General features: G+C 74.0%; 10 protein-coding genes. 6 read left to right on the plus strand and 4 right to left on the minus strand.

Annotation, left to right across the window (positions count from 1 at the left end; translation table 11 throughout):
• The first annotated feature begins 137 nt into the window (after positions 1-137).
• Positions 138-974, plus strand: a complete 837-nt coding sequence (locus CFP65_RS24000; protein WP_104818137.1) for a methyltransferase domain-containing protein — start codon at positions 138-140, stop codon at positions 972-974.
• Positions 975-1,009: 35 nt separating this feature from the next.
• Here CFP65_RS24000 and CFP65_RS24005 read toward each other — a convergent pair whose 3' ends face one another.
• Positions 1,010-1,858 (minus strand): thioredoxin domain-containing protein, encoded by an 849-nt coding sequence (locus CFP65_RS24005; protein ID WP_254552537.1) that lies wholly within the window; start codon positions 1,856-1,858, stop codon positions 1,010-1,012.
• A 263-nt stretch (positions 1,859-2,121) separates the two neighbouring features.
• Between CFP65_RS24005 and CFP65_RS42570 the strand changes: the two genes are divergently transcribed.
• The 3 genes from CFP65_RS42570 to CFP65_RS24020 all read left to right on the plus strand — a co-directional run bounded on the left by CFP65_RS42570 (position 2,122) and on the right by CFP65_RS24020 (position 5,766).
• The gene (locus CFP65_RS42570) at positions 2,122-2,370 is read left to right on the plus strand and encodes a hypothetical protein (protein ID WP_104818138.1); all 249 of its coding nucleotides are present in this window, start codon (positions 2,122-2,124) and stop codon (positions 2,368-2,370) included.
• Complete coding sequence (locus CFP65_RS24015; protein ID WP_371682451.1) at positions 2,319-2,789, plus strand: (deoxy)nucleoside triphosphate pyrophosphohydrolase; 471 nt, start codon at positions 2,319-2,321, stop codon at positions 2,787-2,789. The genes CFP65_RS42570 and CFP65_RS24015 overlap by 52 nt, the downstream gene beginning before the upstream one ends.
• 199 nt (positions 2,790-2,988) lie before the next feature.
• The gene (locus CFP65_RS24020; RefSeq protein WP_254552538.1) at positions 2,989-5,766 is read left to right on the plus strand and encodes a SpoIIE family protein phosphatase; all 2,778 of its coding nucleotides are present in this window, start codon (positions 2,989-2,991) and stop codon (positions 5,764-5,766) included.
• Here the strand turns inward: CFP65_RS24020 and CFP65_RS24025 are convergent.
• From CFP65_RS24025 to CFP65_RS24035, 3 genes are all read right to left on the minus strand, one after another.
• A complete protein-coding gene (locus tag CFP65_RS24025; protein ID WP_104818139.1) occupies positions 5,754-8,480 on the minus strand; it encodes a PKD domain-containing protein in 2,727 nt (908 codons plus the stop codon). The two genes, CFP65_RS24020 and CFP65_RS24025, sit on opposite strands and share 13 nt — an antisense overlap.
• Before the next feature lie 114 nt (positions 8,481-8,594).
• Positions 8,595-11,330, minus strand: coding sequence for a PKD domain-containing protein (locus CFP65_RS42190; RefSeq protein ID WP_158702337.1), 2,736 nt, complete (start codon positions 11,328-11,330; stop codon positions 8,595-8,597).
• Positions 11,331-11,485: 155 nt separating this feature from the next.
• A complete protein-coding gene (locus CFP65_RS24035) occupies positions 11,486-14,239 on the minus strand; it encodes a PKD domain-containing protein (protein ID WP_158702338.1) in 2,754 nt (917 codons plus the stop codon).
• 250 nt (positions 14,240-14,489) lie between these two features.
• On the opposite strand from CFP65_RS24035, the gene CFP65_RS24040 reads away from it, so the two are divergent.
• Together CFP65_RS24040 and CFP65_RS24045 are read left to right on the plus strand one after the other, a co-directional pair.
• Entirely contained in the window at positions 14,490-17,066 is a 2,577-nt protein-coding gene (locus CFP65_RS24040) for a SpoIIE family protein phosphatase (protein WP_371682452.1), read from the plus strand.
• Between the two features lie 268 nt (positions 17,067-17,334).
• Positions 17,335-19,047, plus strand: coding sequence for an ABC transporter family substrate-binding protein (locus CFP65_RS24045; RefSeq protein WP_104818143.1), 1,713 nt, complete (start codon positions 17,335-17,337; stop codon positions 19,045-19,047).
• Positions 19,048-19,053: the final 6 nt, after the last annotated feature.

The following is a 19,053-nucleotide window of genomic DNA, read 5'->3' on the forward strand; positions in this document are numbered from 1 at the left end:
CGACCGTGTTTCGGGAGGAGAAAGCGAGGGTGTCTTGTGATGTGAGACGAGATTTCTTGGGGAGTGAGACGGCGTTACGCTCCTCGCAGTGGCCGCCGCCGCAGTGGCGGGGCGGATGGAGCTGAGGGGGACGTGTGATGACGGAGCGTCAGCAGTCGCAGGTCGAGCGCGGCGGGATCGTGTACACCCATGGGCACCAGGAGCCGGTGCTGCGATCGCACCGCTCGCGGACGGCGGCCAACTCGGCGGCCTATCTGCTGCCCGAACTGCGCCCGGGGCAGGCCCTGTTGGACGTGGGCTGCGGGCCGGGCACGATCACCGCCGACCTGGCCGAGGCGGTCGGCCCTACCGGGCGGGTGGTCGCGGTGGACACCTCGGCCGAGGTGCTGGCGGCGGCCGCCGAGTACGTGGCCGGGCGGGGGCTGGCGAACGTGGTGTTCGAGGTCGCCGACGTACATGAACTGCCTTACCGGGAGGGCGAGTTCGACGTGGTGCACGCGCACCAGGTGGTGCAGCACGTGGCTGATCCGGACCGGGCGCTGCGCGAGATGTGCCGGGTCGCGGCGCCCGGGGGCGTGGTCGGGGTGCGGGACGCGGACTACGCCGCGATGACCTGGTACCCCGAACTGCCCGAGCTGGACGCCTGGCTGGCGCTGTACCGGCGGATCGCCCGGCACCACGGCGCCGAGCCCGACGCCGGGCGGCGGCTGGCGGCCTGGGCCCGGGCGGCGGGCTGCACCGAGGTGACGGCGATGTCGAGCACCTGGACCTTCGCCACCCCCGAGCAGCGCGACTGGTGGGCCGGCCTGTGGGCCGACCGCACGGTGGGCACGGCGACCGCCCGCACGGCCGTCGCCGAGGGCTTCGCGACCGAGCAGGAGCTGGCCGGCCTGGCCGAGGGCTGGCGGCGCTGGGCCGCCGACCCGGACGGCTGGTTCGCCGTGCTGCACGGCGAGGTGCTGCTGCGCCCCTGAGGCAGCCGACCGGAGCCGGACGGGCCCGGGTGGGCTCAGGCGGCGATCCCGGCCGCCTCCAGCACCTTGGCGAAGGCCGCCCGGTCGTACCGGGAGCCGTCGGTGATCTGCTCGCCGTCCACCAGGACCGTCGGGGTGGAGCGGACGCCGGACTGCTCGAAGGCCTGCTCGGCGGCGGTCACCCAGGCCCGGTGGGTCATGCCCTCCACGGCCTGGTCGAAGGTGTCACTGCGCAGGCCGGGCACGCCGGAGGCGATCCGGAGCAGGAAGGCGTCGGTGAAGGCGTCGGTGGATTCCTCCCCGGGCTGATTGGCGAACAGCGCGGCGTGGAACTCGGGGAAGCGGCCCGCGTCCAGCGCGGCCCGGGCGGCGTTGACCGCCTTGGCCGAGCCGGCGCCGCCGAGCTTGCCGTCGAGGAAGGAGGCCAGCGTGTACTCCAGCTTGACCTCGCCCTTGGCGGCGGCCTCGGCCAGCAGCTCGCCGGTGGCCGTCTCGAACTTCTCGCAGTACGGGCAGCGGAAGTCGGCGTAGATCCGCACGGTGTGCTTGGCGTCGGGGTCGCCGACCACGATCGTGGTGCCGTCGGCCGCGAGCTTGGCGGGCAGCTGGGAGAGGGTGGTCGCCTCGGCGGCGGGCAGCGGCCGCACCTGCTGGGCGGCGTGGCCGGCCTCGCCGCGCTGCTCCGGCTCGGCGGTGGCGGCCCCGCCGCAGCCGGCCAGGGTGACCGCGAGCAGCCCGGCCGCGAACGAGCCCGCCAGCACCTGTCGGCGGCGGGGCACGCGGGCGGCCCGGCGGCCCGGGGCTTTGCCCGTGGCGCGGCTCGCGGCGCGGCTCGCGGCGCGGCTCGTGGTGCGGTCGGCTCGGTCGGTCCGGGTGGCGGGCATGACGGTCTCCTCGGCGCTCGGGCTCCCCGAGGTCCGTCCCGAGGGGGCTCCCGCCTCCGAAGCTAGCCAGCCGCCACCGCGCTGGGCAGGGCCGCAGGGCCCGGGGCCGGCCGGACCTTCGTCACCCCCGGGCCGCCGCGCCCGCGGGCTGACCCCGCGTTAACAACACCTCTACCCATCAGTAACAACCGACCGGTAAGGTCTCACCGCATCGGGCCCGGCCTGCCCCCCACCGGGCCGGGTCCGCCGCCTATCGTCAAGGCATGACCACCACGTACCGGGTGATGCGGCAGGACGACAACGGCAACCGCTTCCTGCTCGCCAAGGGCCTCACCCGGCCCGCCGCCGAGGCGCTCGCCGCCGAGTACGAGGCCCGTGGCCACAAGCAGCTCTACTGGGTCGAGAGCGAGAGCGCCCCGCCGCGTCCTGAGCCACCTCGCCGCGTCCTAGGCTCTCGCGCATGGATGACGGCATGGATGACGGCATGGACGACGGCATGGACGACGGCGTGAACGAGAACGGGACCGCGAGCGAGGGTGCCGGGGCCCGGCTGGTGATCGGGGGTGCCCTGATCCACCGGGGGCGGGTGCTGGCGGCCCGCCGCAGTGCGCCGCCCGCCGTGGCGGGGTTCTGGGAGTTCCCCGGGGGCAAGGCCGAGCCGGGGGAGACGCCCGAGCAGGCCCTGGAGCGCGAGTTGCACGAGGAGCTGGGGGTGCGGGCCCGGGCGCTCGGGCCGCTGCCGGGCCGTTGGGCGGTGCGGCCGGGGTTGGAGCTGCGGATCTGGGCGGCCGAGCTGGTCTCGGGCGAGCCCGAGCCGCTGGAGGACCACTCGGAGCTGCGCTGGCTCGGGCCCGAGCAGCTGGGCGAGGTGGAGTGGCTGGACCACGACCGCGAGGTGCTGCCGCACGTCGCCGCACTGCTGCGCGGCTGACTGCCCGGTCGTTCGCCGACCGACCGTCTACGCGAGGCGGACAGCACCCGCCGACCGACCTTCGAGTAGGGCGGAGAACCGCTTAGCCCAGGTAGGTCAATCGGAAAAGATGACCCGAATTGCCGGGATATCCGGCCATTCCCCGGGGTATGTCACTGTTCGACAGTATTCGTCACCATAGGTGAGGGAGGCCCCGTCGGTGTCGAGTACGGGTAGCAACAAGGGCAGCGCCGCCGCCCGGGCCCGCCTGCGGCGTCGAGGCCCCCAGGCCGCCCCCGAAGCCGCCGGTGCGCGCGCTGCCACCCCGCCGATGCTGCGCCGCCGCCGCGAGGCGGCCCCCGCCGGTGGGGCGCCCGCCGGGCCGTCGGCCGCCGTTCCGGGGCGGGCCCGGCTCGCGTACGAGACCCCCGGCGTCCGGGGCGCCCCCGCCGAGCCCTTCCCGGTCGGCCCGGGCCGACCGGGGCCGGCCTTCGGGCCGCGTCCGACGGAGCGCGGCAGCCTGCTCGACGTGGTGAAGGTGGCCATCGCGATCCTCGACACCGCCGGCCGGGTGGTGCTCTGGAGCCCGGCGGCCGAGCGGCTGCTCGGCTGGCCCAGCGAGCTGCTGGTGGGCCGCCGGATCGAGGAGCTGATGATCGACGAGGAGCTGATCGCGCAGACCCGCGCCGCGATCGAGGAGACGCTGCGACGGGGCGACTGGCTCGGCCTCACCGCGCTGCGCCACCGGGACGGCCCCCGGGTGCCGGTCGAGACCCGGATCTCGCTGCTGGTGGACGGCGACGGCACCCCCTTCCTCCAGGTCGCGCTGGCCGAGGCGGCCGCCCTGCAGGCCGTGGAGCGCGACCTCGCGGTGCGCGACGCGCTGTTCGAGCAGTCCCCGCTCGGCATCGCGATCCTCGACACCGACCTGCGCTACACCGCCGTCAACCAGACCCTGGCCGAGATGAACGGCCTCTCGGCCGAGGACCACGTCGGCCGCACCACCGGGGAGACGCTGCCCGAGCGCTCCGCCGACGAGATCACCGCGATCCAGCGCCAGGTCCTGGCCACCGGCGAGCCGGTCATCGACGTCACGCTGGCCGCCCCCTCCACCGCCCGCTCCGGCTTCCGCTCCATCTCGTACAGCCGGATGACCGACCGGGCCGGCAAGGTGCTCGGCATCTCCGGCACCGTGATGGACGTGACCGACCGGTACCGGGCGGTGGCCAAGGTCGAGCACGCCCGCCGGCGGCTCTCGCTGCTCAACGAGTTCGGCTCCCGGGTCGGCGACCTGCTCGACGCCTCCCGGATCGCCCAGGAGCTGGCCGGGGCCGTGGTGCCCCGGCTGGCCGACTTCGCCGCCGTGATCCTGCTGCAGGCGGTGGCGCACGGCGACGACCTGCCCCGGCACGGGCACGACCGCCGCACCTCCCTGCTCCAGCTCGGCGTGGCCTCGGTGCAGGACGGCGCCGAGGTCGAGGTGATGCTGCGCCGGGGCGCCCGGATCACCTTCGCCGAGGACTCCGCCTTCGGCCGGGTGCTGCGCACCGGCGTGCCCGAGCTGCTCACCTCCCCGGCCGAGCTGAGCGACCTCAGCTACCCCGGCGATCCGAAGGTGCAGGCCGCCCACGACCTCGGGGTGCACTCGCGGCTGGTGGTGCCGCTGCGGGCCCGGGGCATCGTGATCGGCCTGCTGGTGGTCAGCCGCTCCGGCTACCGGGAGGGCTTCGACCGGGACGACCTGGCCTTCACCGTGGAGCTGGCCGACCGGGCCGGCTCCTCGCTGGACAACGCCCGGCTCTACGCCCGCGAGCGCACCGCCGCCCTCACCCTCCAGCGCACCCTGCTGCCGCAGCAGGTGCCGCAGCCCACCGGGGTGGAGGTGGCCTACCGGTACGTGCCGGGCAGCAGCGGCACCGAGGTGGGCGGCGACTGGTTCGACGTGATCCCGCTGCCCGGCGACCGCACCGCGCTGGTGGTCGGCGACGTGATGGGCCACGGCCTGCGGGCCGCCGCCACGATGGGGCGGCTGCGCACCGCGGTGCGCACCCTGGCCGGGCTCGACCTGCCGCCGGACGTGCTGCTGCGGCACGTCCACGAGCTGGCCGACGACCTGGCCCAGGGCCCGGACGAGGCGCTGCTCGCCACCTGCGTGTACGTGGTCTTCGACCCGGCCACCCGGAAGCTGACGGCCACCAAGGCGGGCCACATCCCGCCGGTGCTGATCGTGCCCGCGGAGCCGGCCCAGGAGGCCACCCGGATCGGCTCGGCGCTGACCGGCGGGGTCGGCCGGGTGCTCGACCTCCCCTCGGGCGCGCCGCTGGGCGTGGGCGGGGTGCCGTTCGAGTCGATCGAGCTGGAGATCCCGGAGGGCAGCCTGCTGGCGCTCTGCACGGACGGGCTGGTCGAATCCCGGGACAAGGACCTGGATGTGGGGCTCGGCCGGCTGCTGGCCGTCCTGGAGCAGCCGTACGCCTCGATCCAGCAGGCCTGCGAGGCGGTGCTGGAGACGATGGAGCAGGGGCGCGAGCCGGACGACGTGGCGCTGCTGCTGGCCCGGCTGAGCCGGGGCCAGGCGGGCACGCCGACGGCCGGCTGGACGCTGCCGGCCGAGCCGACGGCCGTCTCCCGGGCCCGCCGCCTGGTGCGCGGCACGCTCACCGAGTGGGGCGTGGAGCGGCTGACCGACACGGCCGAGCTGCTGGTCAGCGAGCTGGTCACCAACTCCGTCCGGTACGCGAGCGCGCCGATCGGGGTGCGGCTCACCCTCGGCGACACCCTGCTGGTGGAGATCTCCGACCCGCTGCCCGACCCCCCGCGCGAGCGCCACGCGGCCGAGGCCGACGAGGGCGGCCGGGGCCTGGAGCTGGTCCGCCGGCTGGCCCTGCGCTGGGGCACCCGCGCGGAGGGGATGGGCAAGGTGGTCTGGTTCGAGCTCGCCGTGGACGGCGGCGAGCCCGAGCCGGACGCGACGCTGGAGCCCGCCTACATCGTGTAGCCCTGCACGTCCACCACCACGTCGGTGTCGCCGGTGAAGTTGTAGAGGTCGAAGGCGTCGTTCAGCAGCCGCACCCAGACCAGGTTGGCCACCGTCTGCCCCTTGGCGAAGTTCAGCGCCGAGGAGGTCCCGGCGATGAGGTCGCCCGCGCCGAGGTAGCCGGCCGCGGTCGGGTTCACGGCCGTCAGGTTGACCAGCACGGCCTTCGCCCCGGCCGGCACGCCCGCCTGGCCGCCGATCCGGTACTGCCGCAACTCCCCGGCGTGGAAGGTGCTGCGGTCGGTGCGGGTGTCCAGGTACCGGGTCGGGGTGGCCGGCACGTACAGGCTCCCCGTCGGGCCGTAGCTGCCCTGGACGTCCGCGACGAGGTTCACCTGGCCGTTGTGGTTGAACAGGGTGACGGTGCCGTCCGGCGCGATCGGCAGGGTCACCTGGTTGGCGACGGTCTGCCCGGCCGCGAAGTTGAGGTTGGACGTGCCCGGCTGGCCGCTCACGTACCCGGGCTCGGTCGCCCCGGTGGCCGTCAGGTTGAGCACCACCGAAGTGGCGTCCTCCGGCACGTAGTCGTGGCCCACCCCGCCGCGCAGCGGGATGGTCACCGTGCCGCCGGGGCCGAGCTTGCCGGTGGGCCAGTTCCCGCGGGTGTCCGCCACCCGCTGGGCGTCGAGCGCCGCGAACCGGGCGCCGGGCTCGGCGGTCGTGTAGTAGCCGTTCAGGTCGGCGATCAGCTGGGTGGTGCCGCTGTGGTTGTAGAGGGTGATGGTGCCGTCGGGGCCGACCGGGACGACGGCGGCGTTGGCCACGGTCTGCCCGGCGGTGAAGTTGAGGCTGGAGACGGTCGGCCGGGGGCTGCCGCTCGGGAAGGCGGTGACGAAGCCGGCAGCCGTCGGCTGGGTGGCCGTCAGGTTGAGCAGTACGGCGCTGGGTGTGGTCTTCACCCCGGCGGCGTGGGCCACGTCGATCTTCACGCTCTGGCCCGGGCCGACCGGGGTGCCCCCGCCGGTGCGGGTGTCGAGCACCCGGGCGGGCGTGAGCCGGACGAAGCCGTCGCCGACGATCGCGTGGGCGGTGGTCGTCCCGACCTGGCCCTTGCCGTCGGTCACGGTGACGGTCACCGGGTAGTCGCCCGGCTTGGCGTAGGCGTGGGTCACCTCGCGGGTGGCGTCCCCGGGCAGCTTCGTGCCGTCGCCGAAGTCGACGGTGTTGTTCACCACCGGCCAGCTGTTCGTCAGGTGCTCGGTGATCCAGACCTGGTGCGGCCCGGTCTGCCCGGTGGGGGCCCACGGGGTGACGTCCACGGTGACCTTCGGCGGGGCCGGCTCCTGCACCTGGAAGGTCTGGGGGAAGGTGACGGTGCCCGCGACGTCGGTCACGGTCAGCTTCACGGCGTACGGGCCGGCCTTGGGGTAGACGTGCTTGAGGTCCGCGCCGGTGAACGGGACCGGGTCGCTGCCGTCCCCGAAGTCCAGCGAGGCGGTGGCGGGCCCCCAGGGCGAGACGAACGGCCCGCTGAAGGTGACCTCGTACGGGTCCGTCCCGGTGAACCGCTGCTCCGGGGTGGCGTGGATCGACATCGGGTCGCCGTACTCGGTCGCGCCCCGGTCGTAGTAGCCGCCCCCGGTACCGGTGTTCGCCACCTGCGGGTCGTCCACCCGGCGGTGGCCCCAGCTGTCGGTGTCCAGCTCGCCGGGGGCGTACTGGTCGGCCGAGTCGATCAGTGCGGGCTGGGTCAGCGTGCTGTCGGTGAGGCCGGCCAGGTCGTGCCCGCCCTGGCCGGTGGCGGCGTGCAGGGCGGCCGCGTCGGCGTAGGGCTGACCGGCCCAGGAGTACATGGCGTGGTCGCCGGTGTGGTGGAAGGCGTTGTAGTCCGCCTTGGTGCCGGCGGCACCGGCCGCGACGGTGAGGTCGGCCCGGTCGGGTGCGCAGGGCTGCGGCGGGTTGGATGTGTCGCCGCGCCCGATCAGCACGTTGTTCTCGGCCGTGGTGCCGGTGGCGGCCGCGCCGAGGGCGATCCCCGGGCCGCACGCGGTCTCGACGGTGTTGCTGGTCACCGCGGCGCCGGTCGCGTCGAGGACGCGGACGCCGGCGCCGGCACCCCAGGTGTCGATGTTGTCGGTGGTGACCACGGCCCCCTGCACGCCCTGGTCGACCAGGACGGCGTCGCCGGTGGCCGAGATCCAGCTGCGGCTCACCGTCACGTCGCTGCTCTGCCCCGTGAGGTGCACGGTCGGGGTGGTGTGCGCCTGGTAGGCGTTGAGAGTCATCCGGTCCAGTGTGATCCGGCTGGAGCCGGTCACGGTGACGTCCGCCGTGCCGTCGGCCACCTGGATCAGGCGGAGCACCAGGTCGTGGGCGCCGTCCACCGTCAGCGCGCCGATCCTGCTCTGCGCGCCCTCGTGGCGGGCGGACGGAATGAGCGTCCCGAGGAAGGTGATCGGCGCGCCGGCCCTCCCGGAGCGGGTCAGGTGCAGGCCGGTCCGGAAGTCGGTGGCGGAGAGGTGCACCGTCTGGCCCGGCTGCGCGGCGTCGGCGGCGGCCTGCGCGGAGCAGTACGGGTCCTGCTCGGTGCCCGCGTCGGGCGCCGTGTCGGAGCAGGACCGCCCGTTGTCCACGTAGAGGTCGGCCGCGGCGGCCTGCGCCGGCGCCGCCGGCGGCAGCCCGCCGGTGGCGGAGAGCACGAGGGCGGCCAGTGCGGTGGTGCGTAGGTGACGCAAGAGTTGTCCCCCTGAAGATGATGCCGGGGTATTCCGCCCGGCCCGGTGGGCCAACTACGCGTCGGCCCACCGGAGTTGATCAGCTCCAGATGACGGGGGGTTGTACGGTGGTGATCAGCTGACGTAGCCCTGGATGTCGATCACCACGTCGGTGCGGCCGCGGAAGTTGTAGACCTCGATCGAGCCGTCGGCCGAGAGCGGCACCATGGCCAGGTTGGGCACGGTCTGTCCGGCGGTGAAGTTGAGGTTCGAGGTGGTCGGGCGGGCGGCGCCCGCCGCGTAGGCGGTCAGGTAGCCCGCGGTGGTCGGGTTGGTGGCGGTCAGGTTCACCAGCACGGACTTCGCGCCCGTCGGCACCCCGGCGGAGCCGGCCACCCTGATGCTCAGCGCGCCGCCCTGGCCGAGGGTGTTGTGGGTGGCCCGGGTGTCGAGCAGCCGGGTCGGGGCGACCGGCACGTACGGGGCGCCGCCCGACTGGTACTCGCTGTAGCCCTGGACGTCGGCGATCAGGTGCACCTGGCCGTTGTGGTTGAACAGGTGCACGGAGCCGTCGGCCTCGAGCGGCAGGGTCACCTGGTTGGCCACCGTCTGCCCGGCCGCGAAGTTCAGGTTCGAGGTGCCCGGCCGGGCGCTGATGTAGCTGCTCTCCGTCCCGCCGGTGGCGGTCAGGTTGAGCGTCACCGAGGTGGCGTTTGCCGGCACGCCCGCCTTGGCCACCTTGACGGCCAGCGTCTCGTCGGCGCCCAACCTGGTCAGCGGGGGGCCGAACACCGTGGTGCGGCTGTCGCCGAGCCCGGTGCGGGTGTCGAGGACGCGGGTCGGCTCGACGCGGAACAGCTCGGCCGCCTGCCGCTCGGTCGTGTAGTAGCCGTTCAGGTCGGCGATCAGCTGGGTGGTGCCGCTGTGGTTGTAGAGGGTGATGGTGCCGTCGGGGCCGACGGGGACGACGGCGGCGTTGGCCACGGTCTGCCCGGCGGTGAAGTTGAGGCTGGAGACGGTCGGCCGGGTGCCACCACTCGGGTAGGCGGAGACGTAGCCGGCGGCGGTCGGCTGGGTGGCCGTCAGGTTGAGCTGCACGGCGGTGGGGAAGCCCTGGACGCCGGGGGCGTGGGAGACGTCGATTTTCACGCTCTGGCCGGGGCCGACCGCGCGGCTGGTCCGGGTGTCGAGCAGCCGGGTCGGCTTGGTCGCCACGTACTCGGCGCCGACGGTGATCTGCTGGGAGGAGGAGCCGGAGCTGCCGTGGTCGTCGGTGGCGGTCAGCGTGATCCGGTACGCGCCCGGCTTGGCGTAGGTGTGTTCGAGTTCGGTGGTCGCGGGGGTGCCGTCGCCGTAGTCGTAGGACGCGCCGACGATCGGCCGACTGTGCTGGGCGGTATATGCGGTGCGCACCCGCAGCGGCAGGCCGTCGACGGCTCGGCCTTGGGGGTCGGTCCGCCAGACCTGGAGCTGGGGGACGACCGGGGCGTCCTTGACGCTGATGGCGACGGTGTCGGTGGCGCTCGCGCCGAGGGCGTCGGTCACCGTGACGGACCCGTAGTAGAGGCCGGGCTTGGCGTAGGTGTGCTTTGCCCGAGGAAGGCCAGGGTAGGTGACGGGGGCGCTGCCGTCGCCGAAGTCCAGGGTGGTCCGGGCCATGGTCGACCAGGCGGAGCCCCCCGTGACGGTCATCGTCACCTCGTAGGGGTTGTCCCCGTCGAACATCTGCTGCGGCGAGGCTGACCCCCACACGCTGTCGGTCCGCTCCTTCGCGCCGCGGTCGTAGTAGCCCTTGCCCGTACCGGTGTCGGGGACCAGCGGGTCGTCGACCCGGGGGTTGCCGTCGATGTCGGTGTCCAACTCGCCGGGGGCGTTCTGGTCAGCCGAGTCGACCATCTCGCTTCCGGTCCTGTCGGAGTGGTCGATCAGGTCGTGCGCGCCCTGGCCGGTTGCGGCGTGGAAGGCTGCGGGGTCGGCATGGCTCTCCCCGGCCCACTCGTAGGACGGCTGGGGCGACGAGGGGACCACGTTGTAGTCGGCCGTGGTGCCGGAGGCCGAGGCGGCCGAGACAGAGATCTCGCCGATCATGGTGTTCCCGGGCGGGCAGGTCAGCGGGCCGTACGGGCCGATGATGACGTTGTTCTCGATGGAGGCGCCGGAGGAGGCTCCGGCGAGGACGATGCCGGTGGCGCACTCGGTGCTCAGGGAGTTGCCGGTGACGATCGTGCCCGGGGCGTCGGTCACCCGGATGCCGTTGCCGGCCGACAGGTAGGCGAGGTTGGTCGTGATCACGGCGTGGGTGACCCCCGGGTCGACGACGATGCCGTCGCCCGTCCACGTCACGGTGTTCCGGCTCACCGTCACGTCGCTGCTGTGCCCGGTGACGCGGATGCCGGTGGTCGGCGAGCGGTGGGGCAGGGCCTGATCGTGGTCCAGGACGACGTGGCTGGAGTCGGAGACCAGGAAGTCGGTCCCCGCGCTCTGCGCGTCCAACCCGCGCACCACCACGTCGTGCACACCCTCCAGGGACACCCCGTCGGTCGTGGGCCGGTAGGGGGTGGCCAGCCTGGTCGAGCCGATGAAAGTGATGGGCGCCCCGGGCGCCCCGGAGCGGGTGATGTGCACCTCCTCCCCGTACTCGCCCGCGCTGATGTGCACTGTCTGCCCGGGCTTCGCGGTCGAGGCGGCGGCCGAGATGGTGCAGTAGGGCGTGGTCTCGCTGCCCGCGTCAGGGGAGGTGTCGGTGCAGGACTTGGCGCCCTTGTCGACGTACCGGTCGAGGCTGGCGGCGTGGGCGGCGCCGGTCAGCGGGAGACCGGCCGTGGCAGAGAGGACGAGGGCCGCGACGGCGGCGGTGCGGTGGCGACGCAAGGTGGTTCCCCCGGAGGTGAGCTGCAGCACGGCAGATGCGGACGTGCCGGGAGGGATGACCGGCAAGAACGGCGAAAGGTTGTACGAGGACTTCGGCGATCGTTCGAGTAGGCAGGGCTCGGTGGGCCGACGGTGCGTCGGCCCACCGGGCGGGGTCAGTTCTCGTAGCCCTGGATGTCCACCAGCACGTCGGTGGTGCCGCTGTGGTTGTAGATCTCGATGGAGCCGTCGGCGGAGACTGGGACGAACGCGAGGTTCGGGACGGTCTGGCCGGCGGTGAAGTTCAGGATCGAGGTGTTCGGGCGGGTGGTGCCGGCCGGGTAGGCGGCGAGGAAGCCAGCGGCCGTGGTGTTGGTGGCCGTCAGGTTGACCAGGACACCGGTGGCGTCGTTCGGGACACCGGCCACGCCGCGGACCTTGAGGCGGGTGGTGCCGCCCGGGCCGAGGGTGGTGCGGGTGGTGCGGGTGTCCAGGAGGCGGGTCGGGGCGACGGTGCGCAGCGGGTCGACGCCCGAGGTGGGGGCGGCGTAGTACGCCTGGATGTCGGCGATGAGGTGGACGCTGCCGTTGTGGTTGTAGAGGGTGACGGTGCCGTCGGAGTCGATGGGCACGGTGACCTGGTTGGCGATGGTCTGGCCGGCGGCGAAGTTGAGGCTGGAGCTGGTGGGCGGGGTGCCGTCGGGGTCGGCGGTGACGTAGCCGTTCTGGGTGGGCTGGGTAGCGGTGAGGTTGAGGACGACGGCGCGGGCGGTGCCGGGGAGCAGGCCGGTGCCACGGACCTTGACCTTGACGGTGCCGTTCGCGCCCAGCGGGCTGTGGTTCACCCGAGTGTCCAGGGCGCGGGTGGGGGTGAAGGAGCCGATGAAGTTGCCGGCGCCGGCGGTGGGCAGTTGGGTGGCGTAGTAGCCCTGGATGTCGGCGACGAGGTGGACCTTGCCGGTGTGGTTGTAGAGGGTGATGGTGCCGTCGGGGCCGACGGGGACGACAGCGGCGTTGGCGACGGTCTGTCCGGTGGTGAAGTTGAGGCTGGAGACGGTGGGGCGGGTGCCGCCGGTGGGGTAGGCGGTGACGTAGCTCGGCGCGGTGGGCTGGGTGGCCGTCAGGTTGACCAGGACGGCGGTGAGTCGACCTGCTGCGGGGAGGTCGGCGACGCCGGCGACCTTGAGCTTGTAGGAGCCGTCGGGGCCGACGGGGGTGCCGGTGGTGCGGGTGTCGAGTACGCGGGTGGGCTTGGTCGGCACGAACTCCGGCGCGATGGTCACCGTCGAGGTCGCGGTGCCGGTGCGGCCCTGGGTGTCCGTCATGGTGGTGGTGACGGTGTAGGTGCCGGGCCCGGTGTAGCTGTGCACCGTCTGGGCGGTGACCGGGGTGTGGTCGCCGTAGTCGAAGGTGGTGCTCGCGATCGGCCAGGGGCTGATCGCGGCGGTGGCGACGGCGTGCACCGAGAGCAGGTCGGCGTCCTGGACGACGGACAGCAGGGCCGTGATCGGTGCCGGGCCCTTGATCTCGACCGGCAGGGTACGGGTGGTGCTCTGGCCGAGGCTGTCGGTCGAGACGGCCTTGACCTGGTAGCTGCCGGTCTTGGGGAAGGTGTGGGTGAGCGGCGAGGCCGCCGCGTCCACCACCGGAGTGCCGTCGCCGAAGTCGATCGAGGTCGTGGTGCCGGTGGCCCAGGGCGAGGTGGCCTTGAAGTCGACGGTGGCGTCCAGCGGGTGGGCGGTGCTCGGCTGCGGGGTGACGGTGATGCTCAGGACGACGGGCGGTCGCTGGAACTCGAAGGCACCCCGGTCGTGGTACCCGCCCCCGGAGTTCGGCACCAGCGGGTCGTCGACCCGGGGCAGGCCGAACACGTCGGTGGCCTGCTCCTCGAGGGCGGCCGGATCGGCCGAGTCGATCAGCACCGAGCCCTCCTGACTGCCGTCCAGGGTGCCGTACGGCCCGGTGAGGTCGTGGGTGCCCTGACCGCTCGCCTGCCGGAACGCCGCGAGGTCCTCGTAGGGCTGCCCGCCCCAGTCGTACTTGTGCTCGGCCTCGGTGCTGATCACGTTGTAGTCGGCCTTGGCGCCCTCGAGCGAGTCGGCCGACACCGAGAGGCGGGCCGGCGCGCCGCCGGGGAGGGCGGATTCGAGGAAGACGTTGTTCTCGACCTTCGTGCCGGTCGCGCCGTGGCTCAGGGCCAGGCCGATCCCGGCGGTGTCCCGGACGGTGTTGCCGGTGATCACGGTGCCGGTGGCGCCGGAGACGGCCAGGCCCTGCCCGGCGCTGCTCTCGACGTCGTCGGCGGCGAGCACCGTCCCGGTCGCGCCGCCGTCGACCAGGATCGCCTGCTGCTCGGCGCCACCGATCTGACTGTGCGTCACCCGCACGCCCGAGCTCGCTCCGGTGACGTGCACGCTCGGGTAGGTGGTGCCCTTCTGGTCGCCCCCGCCCGAGCTGTACACCGTGACGTCGTCCAGGGTCACGTCGGTGGAGCCGGTCACCAGGACGGCGTCCTGCGTGCCCCGGGTCACGAGGTGCTTGATCGCCACGTCGTGCACGCCGTCCACCAGGAAGCCGTGGGTGCCGCCGAACTCGCCGACCGAGGCGTAGGGCTTCACGTAGTCCGGCCGCTGGTCCGGGCCCTCGAAGGTGATCGGGGCGCCGGGCTTCCCGGAGCGGGTCAGGTGGACGTCGCCGGGGTAGTAGCCCTGGGCGATGTGCACGGTCTGCCCGGCCTGGGCCGCCGCCGCGGCGGCCGGGAGGGTGCAGTACGGGGTGGCCTGGCTGCCCGCGCCGGTGTCGGTGCAGGCCTCGGCGTTCTTGTCCACGTACAGGTCGAGGGTGTCGGCGTGGGCGACACCGGCCAGTGGGAGGCCGGCGGTGATCGACAGGACGAGGGCCGCGAGGGCGGCGGTGCGGTGGCGACGCATGGTTGTCCCCTGGAGAAGTGACCGGTGGTAGCGCCGGTACGGGCGGTACCGAAGGGGCAAGACTGCCGAGGGGACCGGAAGGTTGTACGAAATTCTCGCGGAGATTCGGCGAGGGCGGGCCGGGTAAGGGCCTGAGCGGCGAGAGCCTGATTCGATGTTGTGATGTAACGGACGTGTGCGCCCGCACTCCGATGATGAATACTCGGTCTTCTCGACATCCGGATGGGCGCGGGTTGGAGGGGTCGGTCCGTTGAACAGCATCCCGGCGTGGAGCGCGCCGAGTGGCAGCGACCATGCCGCCGTACCCGGACAGGCCGTGCCCGGGCACCCGGCGCCGCACCGCGAGGCACCCCTGGTGCCCGGCCAGGCCGGGCCGGAGCTGCCCGGGGGCTGGGGGTACGGCCAGCCCGGGTCGATCTACGACTACATCCGGGTCGCCACCTTCGCGATCGGCCCGGACGGGCTGATCAGCCAGTGGAGCAGCCGGGCCGCTGAGTTCTTCGGGGTGCCCGCCGCCGAGGCGGTCGGGGCCGACCCGGTCACCGCGTTCGTGCCGCGCGAGCTCTGGCAGCGCGGCCGGGCCCGGCTGGAGCGGATCCTGGCCGGCGAGGAGTGGATCGGCACCGCCCCCTACCGGGACGCGGCCGGGGCCGAGAGCCTGGCCGAGCTGTACGTGATGCCGGACTGCGCGAGCGGCGGCACCGCCGGCGCGACCTGCCTGGCCGTGGACCTCGGCCGGCTGCGCCGGATCGAGACCGACCTGGCCGCCTCCGAGGCCGTCTTCGGGCAGACCCCGACCGGCTTCTTCCTCTTCGGCCTCGACCTGCGCCTGCAGCGGGTGAACGACGCCTTCGCCGCCGGGCTGGGCCTGCCCCGGGCCGAGTTCGAGGGCCTCACCGCGTACGACCTCTTCCTGCCCGGCGAGGCCGAGCGGCTCACCCTGGCCATGCGCAAGGTGCTGACCGACGGCGATCCGGTGCTCGACCTGCGCTTCACCGCCGCCGCCCCGCGCCCCACCGCCCCCCGGGCCACCGGCCGCACCGAGGGCGTGCGCCGCTGGGCGATCTCGCTCTACCGGCTGAACAGCTCCGCCGGGCACCCGATGGGCGTGGCCGGCCAGGTGCTGGACGTGACGAGCCGTCACGTCGCCGAGCGGGAGGCGGCCGGCGTGCGGCGCAGCCTCGCGCTGCTCAACGAGGCCAGCAGCCACATCGGCTCCACCCTCGACCTGGAGACCACCGCCAAGGAGCTGCTGGACGTGATCGTCCCGCAGTTCTGCGACCTGGCCAGCGTCGATCTCTACACCGCGCTGCTCAGCGGCGACTCCGGCCCGATCTCCACCGGCCCCGGCCAGGCCGACGGCTGCGGGGAGCTGCGCCGGGTGGCCGTCTCCAGCGTGGTCGGTGGCGCCTCCAGCGTGCTCGGCGCCGAGGGCACGGTCACGGTGGCCGAGGCGGGCGGCACGCTCTGTTACCCGCGCCGCTCCCCGCACGCCCGCGCGCTGCGCACCGGCCGCAGCGTGGTGCCCCAGCCCGGCCCGGACCCGCTGCTGCGCTCCACCCTGGTGGTGCCGCTGGTCGCCCGCGACCAGGTGCTCGGCCTGGTCCAGCTGGCCCGCGCGATCGGCAGCGAGCCCTTCGACGCCCGGGACGTGGCCATCGCCGAGGAGCTGGTCGCCCGGGCCGCCGTCTGCGTGGACAACGCCCGGCTCTACCGGCGCGAGCACGAGCGCGCGCTGATCCTGCAGCGCAGCCTGCTGCCCCCGGGCAACCCGGCCGCCACCGGCCTGGAGATCGCCCGCCGCTACCTGCCCAGCAACAACAACACCGAGGTCGGCGGCGACTGGTTCGACGTCATCCCGCTGCCCGGCAGCCGCACCGCGCTGGTGATCGGCGACGTGATGGGCCGCGGCCTGCGGGCCGCCGTCGCGATGGGCCAGCTGCGCACCGCGGTGCGCACCCTGGCCATGCTCGACCTCGACCCGGCCGAGGTGCTCACCGCCTTGGACGAGATCGCCCGCGGCCTCGGCGGCGACACCTCCTCGCCCGGCGAGGACCCGGAGCTCTACCTCGCCACCTGCGTCTACGCCGTCTACGACGCCGTCACCCAGCGCTGCGTCTTCGCCAACGCCGGCCACCTGCCGCCCGTGCTGCTCGCCTCGGGCGAGCCGGCCCGGATGCTGGACGTGCCGCCCGGCCTGCCGCTCGGCGTGGGCGGCGAGCCCTTCGAGGAGGTCGAGGTGCCCCTCCCGGACGGCGCCGTGCTCGGCCTCTACACCGACGGCCTGGTGGAATCCCGCAAGCACCAGCTGGACGAGGGCCTGCGGGCCTTCCGCACCGCCCTGAACGGCGGCTCCCGGCAGATCGAGCTGCTCTGCGACGAGGTGCTCGACGAACTCATCCCGCACCACGGCGAGGACGACATCGCCCTCCTGATGGCCAAGGTCCAGGCCCTGCCCGAGGACGCGGTGGGGGACTGGCGGCTCCCCTCCGAGCCGGCCTCGGTCGGCAAGGCCCGCGAGCTCGCCTGTGGCTGGCTCCTGGTCCGCGGCATGGAGGACCTGGTCGACACCACCGAACTCCTGGTCAGCGAGCTGGTCACCAACGCCCTCAAGCACGGCCGCGGCGAGATCCGGCTGCGCCTGCTGCGCGACCGCACCATGGTCTGCGAGGTCTGGGACGACGGCTACGCCCAGCCCCGCCAGCGCCGCGCCCAGGAGACCGACGAGGGCGGCCGCGGCCTCCAGCTGGTCAGCCTGCTCGCCGAACGCTGGGGCAGCCGCCGGACGCCCTCCGGCAAGATCGTCTGGTTCGAACTGACAAGGTAAAACCAGGGGTGCGAGGAACCGCGCGGCCAGCCAGGTACGCGCCGCACTTTTACGCAGTGACCCGGTTGCACTATCCGTTCAGGGTGCAACCGGATCCCTGCGGTAGTCGATCAGACCGTTCCTTCCGACTTCGCGCACGCAGTTGATCAAGCGGGGCCCCGCGCCCCCAAACGGGTGGCCCGCTCCCGCAGAAGCCCGTGTCCTCCGTAAGCCCTGCGCATAGCCACGCTCTGATTGTCAGGTCAACTGACCTACCGTCGGAGGAGCCATGCGCCGCCTCGCCGTAGCCGCCGCCGTCCTGCTGCTTGCCGCCTGCTCCTCGGAACGGACCGGCTCGCAGCCGGCGGCGGCCGACCTCGCCGCCGCGCCCCGGAGCGAACTGCGCGACGGCGGCACGGTGCGCTGGGCGCTGGACGCGCTGCCGGCCACGCTCAACGTGTACCAGCCGACCGCCACCGCCGAGTCCCAGCTGCTGGCCCAGGCGCTGCTGCCCACCCTCTTCCGGCTGGACGAGCACGCCCACCCGACCCCCGACGGCGACTACCTGGCCGGCGCCGAGGCCGCCCCGGACGGGAAGACCGTCACCTACCGGCTCAACCCGGCGGCGGTCTGGAGCGACGGCAAGCCCGTCACGGCCGCCGACTTCGCGGCCCAGTGGCACGCCCTCTCCGGCGCCGACCCGGCCTACCAGGGCGAGCACCCGGCCGGGTACGCCGCGATCGCCGCCGTGGCCCAGGGGGCCGACCCGCACCAGGTGAAGGTCAGCTTCAAGCAGCCGTACGCGGGCTGGCGCGAGCTGTTCACCCCGCTCTACCCGGCCGCCGTGACGAGCACCCCGGCCGCCTTCAACCAGCCCCTCACCGCCCCCGGGGCGGTGGCCGGCCCGTTCGCCCTGGTCGGGTACGACACCACCAGCGGGCGGCTGCGGCTGGCCCGCAACCCCAAGTGGTGGGGCGACCGGGCCAAGGCCGAGGCGATCGACTTCACCGCCACCCCGCCCGCCGCCCGGCTCGACGCCCTGGAGGCCGGCAAGCTCGACGTGGCCGCGCTGACCACCACCGTCGACCGGGCCGTCCCCACCCCCGCCGCCGGCGCCGCCGCACCTCCGGACGCCGCCGCCCTCGCCCAGGCCAGCGCCCAGGCGCTCAAGCGGGCCGAGGCCCTGCCGGGCCTCACCCTGCACCGCGCCCCCGGCACGGCGCTCACCCAGCTGACCCTCAACGCCGCCCGGGGCCCGCTCACCGACCTCACGGTGCGCCGCGCGCTGGCCAAGGCCGTCGACCGGGGCCACGCCGCCACCGCCGCCCTCGGCCCGCTCGGCCTGCCGGCCACCGCCCTCGGCAGCCACCTGCTGCTCGCCGGGCAGGAGGGCTACCGGGACAACAGCGCCAGCGCCGGCGAGGAGTCGGCGGCCGAGCTGCTCGACCGGGCCGGCTGGAAGACCCAGGGGCAGACCCGCCGCAAGGACGGCAAGGAGCTGGCCCTGGGCCTGCTGCTGCCGGACGGCTCGGTGACCGCCCGCCGCACCGCCGAGGCGATCGCCGCCGACCTGGCCGCCGCCGGGGTCGCCGTCCACCTCCAGCCGGCGCCCTTCGACGCCTTCGTCAAGGACCACCTGGCCACCGGCGACTACGACCTCGCGCTCTTCTCCTGGCCCGGCGCCGCCGACCCGGCCGCGGCCGAGCGGGCCCGGTACGCCAAGCCGCAGCCCGGCCCGGACGGCCTCCCGGTGGTGGGCCGCAACTACGCCCGCACCGGCACCGAGGAGATCGACCAGCTCTTCGACCGGGCCGCCGCCACCCTCGACCCGGCCGCCGGGCTCGACCTGCTCCAGCAGGCCGACGCCCGGATCTGGCAGCTGGCCCACTCGGTGCCGCTCTACCAGCGCCCCGACCTGGTCGCCGTCCGCGGCACCCTCGCGGGCGTCGGCGCCTTCGGCTTCACCACCCCGCGTTTCCAGGACATCGGCTTCCGGGCCTGATCCCGC

The sequence above is a fragment of the Kitasatospora sp. MMS16-BH015 genome, from assembly GCF_002943525.1.
In the GTDB taxonomy this organism is placed as follows: Bacteria; Actinomycetota; Actinomycetes; order Streptomycetales; family Streptomycetaceae; genus Kitasatospora.

Coding starts and splice junctions, on each gene's coding strand:
- CFP65_RS24000 (WP_104818137.1), top strand. CDS start 138: ATGACGGAGCGTCAGCAGTCGCAGGTCGAGCGCGGCGGGATCGTGTAC.
- CFP65_RS24005 (WP_254552537.1), bottom strand. CDS start 1,858: ATGCCCGCCACCCGGACCGACCGAGCCGACCGCACCACGAGCCGCGCC.
- CFP65_RS42570 (WP_104818138.1), top strand. CDS start 2,122: ATGACCACCACGTACCGGGTGATGCGGCAGGACGACAACGGCAACCGC.
- CFP65_RS24015 (WP_371682451.1), top strand. CDS start 2,319: ATGGATGACGGCATGGATGACGGCATGGACGACGGCATGGACGACGGC.
- CFP65_RS24035 (WP_158702338.1), bottom strand. CDS start 14,239: ATGCGTCGCCACCGCACCGCCGCCCTCGCGGCCCTCGTCCTGTCGATC.
- CFP65_RS24045 (WP_104818143.1), top strand. CDS start 17,335: ATGCGCCGCCTCGCCGTAGCCGCCGCCGTCCTGCTGCTTGCCGCCTGC.